General features: G+C 74.1%; 7 protein-coding genes and 1 pseudogene. 1 reads left to right on the plus strand and 7 read right to left on the minus strand.

All coding sequences use genetic code 11. The annotated features are described in order from the left end of the window. Positions 1-536: pseudogene (locus tag DZF91_RS00185) on the minus strand (hypothetical protein); the annotation flags it as partial. Positions 537-676: 140 nt separating this feature from the next. Between DZF91_RS00185 and DZF91_RS00190 the strand changes: the two are divergent. After that, positions 677-1123 carry a hypothetical protein gene (locus DZF91_RS00190; protein ID WP_117355489.1) on the plus strand — a complete coding sequence of 149 codons (447 nt, stop codon included), beginning with the start codon at positions 677-679 and terminating at the stop codon, positions 1121-1123. 149 nt (positions 1124-1272) lie between these two features. On the opposite strand, the gene DZF91_RS00195 is transcribed toward DZF91_RS00190, so the two are convergent. The 6 genes from DZF91_RS00195 to DZF91_RS00220 all read right to left on the minus strand — a co-directional run. After that, positions 1273-2118, minus strand: a complete 846-nt coding sequence (locus DZF91_RS00195; protein WP_117355490.1) for an SDR family NAD(P)-dependent oxidoreductase — start codon at positions 2116-2118, stop codon at positions 1273-1275. Positions 2119-2232: 114 nt separating this feature from the next. Then, positions 2233-4383: an acyl-CoA dehydrogenase gene (locus tag DZF91_RS00200; RefSeq protein WP_117355491.1), complete on the minus strand. Its 2151-nt coding sequence runs from the start codon at positions 4381-4383 to the stop codon at positions 2233-2235. Between the two features lie 94 nt (positions 4384-4477). Then, positions 4478-6403: a hypothetical protein gene (locus DZF91_RS00205; protein WP_117355492.1), complete on the minus strand. Its 1926-nt coding sequence runs from the start codon at positions 6401-6403 to the stop codon at positions 4478-4480. A 75-nt stretch (positions 6404-6478) separates the two neighbouring features. Further along, positions 6479-7822: an EI24 domain-containing protein gene (locus tag DZF91_RS41610; RefSeq protein WP_235833945.1), complete on the minus strand. Its 1344-nt coding sequence runs from the start codon at positions 7820-7822 to the stop codon at positions 6479-6481. A gap of 10 nt (positions 7823-7832) precedes the next feature. Then, positions 7833-8711: an SDR family NAD(P)-dependent oxidoreductase gene (locus DZF91_RS00215; RefSeq protein WP_117355494.1), complete on the minus strand. Its 879-nt coding sequence runs from the start codon at positions 8709-8711 to the stop codon at positions 7833-7835. Between the two features lie 296 nt (positions 8712-9007). Continuing rightward, positions 9008-10855, minus strand: a 1848-nt coding sequence (locus tag DZF91_RS00220; RefSeq protein WP_207661866.1) for a M1 family aminopeptidase, incomplete at its 5' end; no start/stop codon positions are given.

Below are 10855 nucleotides of genomic sequence, written 5' to 3' on the forward strand. Positions count from 1 at the left end.
GCGAGCGCGGGCAGTCCCGCGACCGCCATCGCGGCGAACCCGCCGACGGCCGCGGGCACGAGCGCGCGCACGAGCCGCCGCGTCCCGTCCGCCGAGGCGGCGGCGACGGCCCAGGGAAGGGCCGCGTACCCGAGCAGCAGCGCCCAGTGCCCCAGGACGAGCCGCTCCGCCACGTACGGGTTCCAGACGTAGCAGGCGCCCGCCGCCAGGCGCGGGACCAGCCGCCGCGACGGCACCAGCGCCGCCGCCCCCGCGCAGCCGAGCACGAAGACGAGCAGGAGCAGGGCCTTCTGCACCAGGTCGCCGGGGACCACCGCCGACAGCGCGGCCACGAACGCGTCACTCGGGACGTGCCGGGGCAGCGTCCCGGTCAGTCCGAAGGTCATGGCCGTGAGCGGCTGGCGCGGCACGGCGACCATGTCGTAGGACAGCAGGTACCCCCGCGCGAGTCCGGGTCCGAGCGCCAGGAGGCCCAGGACCAGGCCGGTCAGCGCGGCGGCCCCGTGCCGGGTGCGCGCGGTCGTCCTCTCGGTCATCGCGTCCGGACGCTATCGGACGCGCGGAGCGCCGCGTCCGCTGACCGCAACCGGACGGCCGCCGGACGGCCGTCCCGCCGCGATCTCTGCCAGGATCTTGCCGCCCCGCTCTGTCGTGGATCACCCACCCGAGGAGACGCATGCGGACGCGCAAGACCCTCACCCTGGCCGGCGTCGCGGCCGGAGCCGCCACCCTCGCGGCAAGCCTCGCCGGACCCGCCTCGGCGGCGCCGAGCGGGGAGGCCGTGACCGCCGCGAGCCTTCCGTCCTACTGCCGGATCAGCACCGTCGGCCCGTACCGGTCGGGCGGCTACGTCAAGCTGACGACCAAGGTGACCTGCTCGAAGAAGGTGTACGCGCTCGGCGTCGAGGCCGGGACGGGCATCGTGAAGAAGACGCCCGTCCGGGCCAAGAGCCTCAAGCGGAACGTCAAGTCCAACTCGGTGACGGCGGCCTACAAGTGCCGCTCGAAGTCCCTGCACACGTTCGCCGGGTACAGCGGCGCGGGGATCATCACCGTGAACGGCAAGAAGTACTCCTACCTCAAGGGCGTGCCGCTCAGCCGGTTCCTCAAGACCCACTGCTGAGGCCGTCGCCGACGCGGCCGCGGGGCCGTCCGGGAACCGCGAGGGTTCCGGACGGCCCCGCTCCGTGCGCGATCCGGCGCTCCGTGCGCGATCCGGCGCTCCGTTCGCGATCCGGCGCTCCGTTCGCGATCAGCGGCGCTCCGCGCCGCTCAGCGGCGCTTCGCCCCGGTCAGCGCCATCAGCCGGTGGGTGAGGCCGGGCGCGAGCCACGCCTGCGCCATGGTCACCCGCATCATCAGCGGCAGCGCCGCACGCGACCGGTCCCGGCGGACGGACGCGACCAGGGCGCGCGTCATCAGCGGCAGCGCCGCACGCGACCGGTCCCGGCGGACGGACGCGACCAGGGCGCGCGCGACCTGCTCGGGCGTCACGGTCGGGATGACCGCCGAGATGCTCGGGATGCGCTCCTCCGAGCCCGGGTTGTTGGCGAAGTAGTCGCTGGACACCTTGCCCGGGACGATCTCGGTGACGCCCACCCCGGTGCCGCGCAGGTCCACGCGGAGCGCGGCGACCATGCCGCGCAGGCCCCAGCGCGCGGCGGCGTAGCCGAACGCGCCGGGCCACGTCGCGCGCGAGACCGGCGAGTTCACCACGACGATCCGGCCGCTCCCCCGCCGGACCATGTCCGCGGCGAACGCCGTGGTCGTGTACCCGGCCGCCAGGTACGGGACGGCGGCCATGTCGCGGAAGTCGTGCGGGGTCGACTCGTCCACGAACAGCCAGCGGCCCGCGCCCGCGTTGTTCACCAGCACGTCCGGGACGCCCAGCTCGTCCCGGACCCGGGCGGCCATCTCCAGCACGGCGTCCGGATCGGCGAGGTCGCACGGGAAGACCCGGGCCCGCTCGCCGATCTCGGCGGCCAGCGCGTCCAGGCGGTCCTTCGAGCGGGCCACCAGCGCGACCGTCGCGCCCGCGCGGGCGAACGCGCGGGCCGACGCCGCGCCGATCCCCGACGACGCGCCCGTGATCAGCACGATCCTCCGGTCCAGCTCCACCGCGGCACCTCCGGGACGACTTCATGAAAGATCTTCATGTTAGCCGTCCCGGCGACCCCTCGCGGCCACGGCGACTCCTCGCGGCCACCCGGGGGGAGCGGCGCCGGCGGCGGATCAGTCCCGGGGCAGGCCGAGGATGCGTTCGCCGATCACGTTCAGGTTGACCTCGGTCGTCCCGCCGCCGATCGACATCGCGCGGGACGCCAGCAGGTAGCGGGTCCAGCGGCGGCGCAGGGCGTCGTTCCAGCCGCCGGTGAGCGCGCCCTCGGCGTCCAGCAGCGTGAAGCCGTACTCGGTGACGCGCTGGCCGTGCTCCATCGCGACCAGCTTGCGGACGTTCGCGGTCGCCCCCGGGTCGGTCCCGCTGAGCTGCTTCAGCGTGGCGCGCAGCCCGAGCAGGTTGAAGGCGTGCTCGTCGGCGGCGAGGCGGCCCAGCTCGTCCCGGACGACCGGATCGTCCGCGACGTCCAGCTCCTTCGCCAGCTCGACCAGCTTGGGCAGGTCGCCGCCGAGCTGGAAGGAGCTGGTCAGGCCGACCCGCTCGTTGGCCAGGGTGTTGCGCGCGACCCGCCAGCCCTCGTTCACCGCGCCGACGACCAGCTCGTCCGGGACGAACACGCCGTCCAGGAAGACCTCGTTGAACACCGCGTCGCCGGTGCACTCGCGCAGCGGCCGGATCTCGATCCCCGGCGACGCCATGTCCACCAGGAAGTACGTGATCCCGGCGTGCTTGGGACGGTCCGGATCGGTGCGGGCGAGGCAGATGCCCCACTGGGCGTCCCGCGCGAGGGACGTCCAGATCTTCTGCCCGCTGATCGACCAGCCGCCCTCCACGCGCTCGGCGCGCGTGGTGAGGCCGGCGAGGTCGCTGCCCGCGCCCGGCTCGCTGAACAGCTGGCACCAGACGGTCTCGCCGCGCAGCGTCGGCCGCAGGAACCGCTCCTGCTGCTCCCGCGTCCCGTACTGCACCAGCGACGGCACGACCCACGCGGCGATCATCAGCGGGACGGGCCGCACGCCCGCCGCGCGCAGCTCCTGCTGGACGACGATCTGCTCCAGCGGCCCGGCGTCCCGTCCCCACGGCTTCGGCAGGTGCGGCGTCACCCAGCCCTCGTCGGCCATCGCGGCGCGCTGCGCGAGGAAGTCCATCGACGCCATCTCGCGCACGCGCGCCCGGATCCCGGCCCGCAGCGGCGCGACGTCCTCCGGCAGCTCGACGTCCATCTCGCGGCGCACACCGTTGACCGCGAGTTCCGCGATCTCGGCGCGGGCGCGGCTCGCGCGGCCCAGCAGCGCGCGCAGCGTGAGCGCCCTCCGGTAGACCAGGTGCGCGTCGTGCTCGAAGGTGTACCCGATCCCGCCGTGCACCTGGATGTCGCCCTCGGCGCAGGCCACGGCCGCGTCGGCGGCGAGCGCGGCGGCCACCGCGAGCGCGAGGGCGCGCTGCTCCGGGTCGTCCTCGGACAGCGCGCGGGCGGCGTCCCAGACGGCGGCGCGGGCGCGTTCGAGGTCGATCAGCATCCGGCTGCACCGGTGCTTGACGCCCTGGAACTTCCCGATCGGCCGCCCGAACTGCTCGCGGATCTTGGCGTAGGCGACCGCGTCGTCCAGCGCGCGGGCCGCGACGCCGCACGCCTCCGCCCCCAGCAGCACGGTCGCGAGGGCGTGCCCGTCCACGCCCTCGATGACCCGCTCCGGGTCGAGGTCCGCGAGTCCGCCGACCGTCACCCGTCCGACGGGACGGGTCAGGTCGAGCGATTCGAGCGGTTCGGTCCGGACGTCCGCCGCGTCCAGCACGGCCCACCGGTCCCCGCCGAGCGGGAGGACGAACAGGTCGGCGAGGGGTGCGCCGAGGACCGGGCCCACCGTACCGCCGTCCTCGGACAGCTCGCCGGTGAGCGCGACGGCCGCCGTCCGGGAGCCGTTCGCGAGGTCGGGCAGGAGCGCGGCGGCGGGCTTCCCGCCGCCCGCCTCGATGATCGCGGACGCCAGGACGGTCGGCAGGTGGGGACCCGGCGCGAGCGCGCGGCCCAGTTCCTCCAGCACCACCGCCTGCTCCAGCGGCCCGCCGCCCTGTCCGCCGTGCGCCTCCGCGAGGTGCAGGCCGAGCAGCCCCTGCGCGGCCAGCGCGTCCCAGAAGGCGGGCCGCCGCTCCGGGCCGTCCTGCACGGTGGACCGGGCCGCTCCGCCCACCCCGTGCCGCTCGACCAGTCCCCGCACGGACGCGGCGAGCGCCTCGTGCTCCTCGGTCAGTCCGATCGCCATGGCGCACCTCTCGCTCGGAAGTAAGCCAGAGCTTATTGGAATGGCGTTCGGTTTGTCGCTGGGCAGAGGGCGAGGACGGCGCGGGCGCGCCGGCTCAGGGGGCGACCTTGAGCCCGTCCACGAAGGCGTTGATGTCCGGCCACAGCTTGCGGTGCGTGTTCGGGATCGAGGCGAATGCGACGGCCGGGGCCTTGTGCCCGGTGTCCACGACCGCCGTCACCACGACCTCGCCGGTCGCCCGGACGCCGGGCCGCTTGTACTTCAGATACTCCGCGACCAGCCAGCCCTTGCGCGCGCCCACCGACAGCTCCTGCGAGGCCAGCGGCGTCGAGTCGTGCGGGAACCCGTAGAAGTCCTTCTCGAAGCCGTTGGCCGCGAGCGCCGCGACCGTCCGGAGGCTCTCCGGCCCCTTGTAGCGCGACTGCAGCGCGGGAGCGAGCGTGCCGGTGAGCAGCTGCCCGTGCCAGATCTGCTCGCCGTGCCGCTCGGTCACGAGGATCTGCTGCCCCGACCACCCGGTCACGCCGAGCTTGTTCTTCTTCGTCGGCACCTGCCACGGCTCGGCGAACCGCGGATAGGACAGCCCCGACTTCTCGTCGGTGACCCGTCCGGCCGTCCTCCCCGCCTTGCCGGCGAACTTCGCCAGCGGCTTCTCCGGCGGGAGCTGCGCCTTCGGCGGGTGCTTCTTCTGCGTCGCCGCCGGGACGTGCGCCGGACGGTCCTCGGGACCGGACGCCGCGGGCGCGTCCTTCTTCTTCTGCATGAAGTAGACGCCGCCCGCCGCGATCATCGCCACGACCAGCAGGCCGACGCCGCCGAACAGCGCCACCCGGGCCCGGCCGCCGCCGGACTCCTCGCCGAACCCGTCGGACCCGCCGTCCGGGCCGCCGCCGGCGAGCATGGCGTCGGCCGACCTCTCGTCCGCCATCCAGCCCGGCATCTGCCAGTTCCCGCTGCTCGGCCGGCCGGGCCGCGCCTCGGACGCCGCGGTCGGATCGGCCACCGGCGCGTACCGGCCCTCGCCGCCCGCGCCCTGCTCGGCCCCGCCCTCGAAGAGCGAGCCCTCCCAGGCGGCCTGGCCGCCCGGCTCCTCCACCGGCGCGACCTTGATGTCCTCATCGTGTGCGGAAGCCACCGGCACATCCTGGCCCCGCGCGGAGACGGGCGCGGCGTTTTCCGCGGAAAAGCCGCCGTCCTGCGCGGACGCCCCGGCGCGTGGGCCAGTCCCGTGCGCCGCCTGCCCCATCGCCTCACGGACCGACGGAGCGCGCTCGTGCGGGGGCGCCGGCTTGGGCTCCTCCCACGCGGGGACGGGCTCGCGCGGCTCGTCGTGCCACCACGGCCCGCCCGCCTCGTGCCCGCGGCCCGCAGCGTCCCCGAAGTCGACCGGGCCGACGACGTCCGCGAGATCCCGCGTCTCCTGCGGCAGCTTCGCCTCGACGGACGGCGCCTCCGCATAACCCGGAGCCGCGAATTCGTCCGCGCCGGTCGCGGGCCCGTGCTCGCGCGAAGGGAATGCGTCCTCGCGCGGGGCGGATACGCGGGCGTCGGACGCGGGGCCGTGGTCGCCGTGGTCGCCGTGTCCGCCGTGGTCGTCCGGGACGGAGGCGGCAGCCGGGGCGGCCTCGTCGGCGGACGGGGGCTCCTCGGCGCGGGGGTTCCTGCGGAGGTGCGGGACTTCGACCTTGCCCCAGACGTCGTGGTACTCAGGCTCGTCGTGGTGCCCTGGCTCGTCGTGGTGCTCGGGCTGGTCGTGGGACTCGGGCTCGTCCTCGACGGGCGCGGGGTCGGGGTCGGAGAACTCGGTGCGGCCCGTGGGCTCGGGGATCGCGACCTCGGGGACCTTCACCTCGATCTCGGGGAACGAACTCCTGGGCGAGGTCCGCGGGTCGCGCCGCGGGGCGCGTCCGGCGGCGGGCTGGGCGGGCAGCGGGCCGGTGGGCGCCTCCGCCATCTCCCCGTCGGCTCCGTTCTCGCTCATGTCGGTCCAGCGCGTTCCGCGCTCCCCCTGATCGGACATGCGGCACACGTTACGCGAAGATCACTCATTAGGGACCGGCCGGTAATTACGCTCAGGACACATCTTTCTATCGCCTCAGTGATACGGCGGTGACACCCGATCCGCATTCCCGCCGGGAATCGCAGGCACCAGCCGTTCCCGGGTGAGGATCGCCCCGCCCGCGACCGCCCCGGGCATCGCGAGGACCGCACCGAGAGGAATCAGGAAGACCACGAATGCGGTCGCGCCGAAACCCACGGCGAGTGACCGGTGCGCACGCAGCAGAGCGAAGCGGTCGCGGCGCACCAGCCCGCGCCGCTCCAGCATGACGGCCGTCAGCTCGCCCGACAGGAAGTACCCCGACACGCAGGCCGCGACGACCGGCACCACCGTCTGCCCCACCACCGGCAGGAACCCGAGGACGAAGAACAGCAGGCCGAACCCGACGGCGTACAGGCCGAGGATCAGCGCGTCCTTCACCGCCCGGAGGATCTGCGTGAGGAGCGGGATGCCCGGGTCCGGCGGCGCGCCGCCCATCGAGTCCTCGACCGCGACCGCGATCCGCTCGTAGAACGGGTCGCCGACCAGCAGCGTCAGCGCGGTGAACGTCAGCACGGCGAGGAACGCCGCCGCCCCGAACAGCGCGATGCCCGCCATGACGTGCGTCGCGGTGCGGGCGCCGGACGACCAGTGGTCGGCGAACGGCGTGACCGACCGCGCGGCGTCGTCCAGGTTGAGCGCGAGGGACCCCAGCAGCGCCACATAGAGGACCAGCACGATCAGCGCCGGGATCAGCCCGAACAGCCACTTGCCGGGCCGCCGGGCCACCCATCCGAGACCGCGCAGGAAGTAGACCGCGCCGGAGCCCAGGTCCTTGAAACCGCGCCCCTTGACCACCGGCACCAGCGGCCCCGCCGGACGCCCGGAGGGCATCTGACCAGGCGCGTTCTGGTAGCCGTGAGGTCCGCCGGGGCCGCCCTGCGCACTCGGTACGACCTCGTATCCGTGCCCACCGGGAGCAGCGCCGTAGCCGTGCCCACCCTGCGCACCGGGACCTTGGCCGTATCCCTGGCCGCCCTGGCCGTAGCCCTGGCCGTAGTTCTGGCCACCCTGGCCCTGGCCGTATCCACCCTGGCCCTGGCCGTATCCGCCCTGGCCGTGGCCGTATCCGCCCTGGCCGTAGCCGTGCCCGTTCTGCGCGCCGGGCGCGGATCCGTATCCGTGCCCACCCTGACCACTGGGGCCGGGACCGTAGCCGGGGCCGCCTTGCGCGCCGGGCATCGGGCCGTGCCCGTAGGCACCGGGGCCGGGACCGGGACCGGGGTTCCAGCCGGGCTCAGGGGGCAGGCCCGGCGCCGGGGGACGGCCGGCCTGCGGCGGACGAGGCTGGCCGGAGGGACGGCCCTGGTGCGGCCGCGAAGGGTCGTACGGGTGGCTCACAGGGGCAACGTTAGCGGCTGGGGAGTCCGACAAGTGCGGATGAACGCTCCCAGACGGCGCGGCGCAGCTCGACGTCCTTGAGGGCGCCGGACCGGGGCAGCAGTCCGAGGCCCGGCAGGGACGTGACGTACTCGCCCGTCCGGGCCGCGAAGCGGGGGTCGGTGGCCGCGCGGACGACGGCCTTCGCGCCCTGCGCGGGCGTCCGCAGGGCGGGCGTGTGGGACAGCAGCCCGGCGACGCGTCCGGCGGCGGGGACGGCGCGGCCGAGTTCGGTGGCGACCATGCCCGGACAGACCGCGTTGGCGGTGACGCCCGTGCCGTCCAGGCGTTCGGCGAGCTCCTGCGTGAACAGGATGTTCAGCAGCTTGGACCGCGCGTACACGCGGAACGACCCGGACGGCCCGTACGGCGCGGGGTCGGCGAACCGGTCCGGGTCGAGGCGGCCCGCGTGGCGGTGGGCCTCGGACGCGACGGTCACCACGCGCGCCCCGTCCGCGCGGCCCGCCTTCTCCAGCGGCCCGAGCAGCAGCTCGGTGAGCAGGAACGGGCCGAGGTGGTTGGTCGCGATCATCCGGTCGTGGCCGTCCGCGCTGGTCTTGGCCCGCAGCAGGTGCACGCCCGCGTTGTTGACCAGGACGTCGAGCCGTCCGTAGGCGGCGTGCACGCGCTCGGCGGCGTGCCGGACGTCCTCCAGCGCCGACAGGTCGGCCAGGAACAGGTCGAAGTCCGCGCCGGGGACGCTCGCCGCCAGCTCCGCGACGGCGCGGTCCGCGCGGGTGGGGTTGCGCGCCACGATGCCGACGCGGAAACCCCGCCGGGCGAGCTCGCGCGCGGTCTCCTTCCCGATCCCCGACGTGGCCCCGGTGACGAGCGCGATCTTCTCCTCCATGGGAACAGCCTTCCGGAGAGCCAGGTCACAGCAAAAGACCCAAACGAACGTTCGGACGGGAATTCCGGGGCGGCACGCGGGCGCGCGCGGCCGTCCGTCCGGACAACGCCGTCGTTCGCCGCAGGGTTTCCGGCGGACGCGCCTCCGTCCCCCGGACGACGCCGTTCACCGCACGAGGCTGGCCCCGGACGCGCGTCCGCCCCGTCCAGGGGGGTGGACGGGGCGGAACGCCGGCGGGGGGCGGTCTCCCAACCGGGCCGTCCCGGGACTCGGGGGCAGGCCCCGGGACGGCGCGGTCAGCCTTCGATGCGGTGCTGGGTCCAGAACGACGTCAGGTCCGTGCTGGTCGCGGCCTGCGCCGCGGCCTTGAACTCCGCCGTCGTGGAGACCCCGTACCAGTGGGACTGCGCGTAGTTGCGCAGCAGTGTCGTCATGGCCGTGTCGCCGAGGACGCGCCGCAGGTCGTGCAGCGCGCACTTGCCGTAGCCGTAGACGACCGTGGAGTACCGCGACGAGTGCGCGTCCCAGTACGCCATCGAGTTGGTGATCTTCTCCGCGGACGACGCCCACGACACGCTCGACCAGCAGCCCGACCCGGTGCCGCCGAAGTACAGGTCGGTCGCGTAGTCGGCGAACGCCTCGTCCAGCCAGGGCGAGTTGTACTCGTCGTCGCCGACGATGCCGTACCACCACTGGTGGGCGAACTCGTGCGCGAGCGCGTTGGAGCTGACCAGGTCGAGCACGAAGCCCGGGTACTCCATGCCGCCGAACCAGAAGTTGTTGTCGAGCACGACGTCGGCCTCACCGTACGGGTACGCACCGAACCGCGAGGAGTGCGCGTCCAGCGCGTTCGTCGCCGTGGTCAGCATGGACTGCGCGGACGAGGACGAGATGCCGCTCACCCAGTACACGTTGACCTTCACGCCGCCGGCCGAGGTGCCGGAGATCTTCTGGAAGGGCCCGGCCCCCCACGCGAAGTCCCGCACCTTGGCGGCCGTCGCCGTGGTGACCGTCCGGCCGGACGAGCCGGGCGTGTCGGTCGAGGTTCCGGTGGCGGGGACCGCGAGCGAGGTCGGGTGGTCGAGCGTGACCTTGAAGTCCGAGGCGAGCGAGTAGAACGACTCGCCGTTGTTGGTGTACGGGTCCAGGTGCCAGCCCGAGGCGTCGCGGACGGCGAGCACGGGCAGCGCGTTGCCGATGAAGTTGTAGGAGCCGTCGCGCCCGAACCGGTCCGCGCCGGACGGCACGGTGATGCCGAGGTCGAAGCCGACCGTCCCGCTCTGCCCCTGGTTCAGCGGCGCGGGCAGGGTGATCTTCAGCGCGGTGCAGCCGACCTCCAGCGCTCCGGCCGTCCCGCCGGTGACGTTGGAGACCGTGATCGGGGTGCTGGACGGGCAGCTTCCGTGGTAGTTGTCCCACAGCCGCAGGTAGACCTCGTTGAGCGGGACCGCGGACGCGTTGGTGAACGACACCGACTCGTGCCCGGTCCACGTCCCGCCGGACGCGTCGCTGCTGAGGTTCACCGTGTAGGACGGCGTGGCGGGGGTGCGCGTGGAGTCCCCGGAGGGCGGGGTGGAGCCGCCGGAGACGTCCAGCGCGATGTCGTCCAGCACGAAGCTCGTCTGGAGGCTCACGTCCTCGGTGCCGGTGAACGTGAGGGTGACGGTCTGGCCCGCGTAGGCCGACACGTCGAACGTCTTCTTGGTGTAGCCGCTCGCCGCGTCCACGTTGGTGTAGGTGGCGAGCGTGGTCGTGCCGATCTTCGCGGTGAGCTTGTCGTAGGCGACCGATCCGGACTCGCCGGTGTCGATGTGCAGCCAGAACGACAGGGACGCCGCGGAGCATCCGGCGGGGAGCGTCACCGTCTGGGACAGCGTGTCGGTGTGCGTGCCGCCCGTCCCGTCGAGGCGGGCGAAGCGGCTGCCGGAGTGGGCGGTCTGGCCGCCGCCCGTGAAGATCACGTTGCTGGACGCCGTCCAGGGCGAGGTGCCGCTCTCGAAGCCGCCGTTGGCGACGACCTGCGCGGGGGTGCAGTCGGCGGCCAGGCGCGGCTTCGGTCCCGGCTTCGCGCCGGGCGCCTGGGCGGAGGCCGCCGGGGACGGCGCGACCAGCGCCGCGGCGACCAGCGCCGTCCCCGCGCCGAA

Source organism: Actinomadura logoneensis (genome assembly GCF_003428695.1).
GTDB lineage: Bacteria > Actinomycetota > Actinomycetes > Streptosporangiales > Streptosporangiaceae > Spirillospora > Spirillospora logoneensis.

Coding starts and splice junctions, on each gene's coding strand:
- DZF91_RS00190 (WP_117355489.1), top strand. CDS start 677: ATGCGGACGCGCAAGACCCTCACCCTGGCCGGCGTCGCGGCCGGAGCC.
- DZF91_RS00200 (WP_117355491.1), bottom strand. CDS start 4,383: ATGGCGATCGGACTGACCGAGGAGCACGAGGCGCTCGCCGCGTCCGTG.
- DZF91_RS00205 (WP_117355492.1), bottom strand. CDS start 6,403: ATGTCCGATCAGGGGGAGCGCGGAACGCGCTGGACCGACATGAGCGAG.
- DZF91_RS00215 (WP_117355494.1), bottom strand. CDS start 8,711: ATGGAGGAGAAGATCGCGCTCGTCACCGGGGCCACGTCGGGGATCGGG.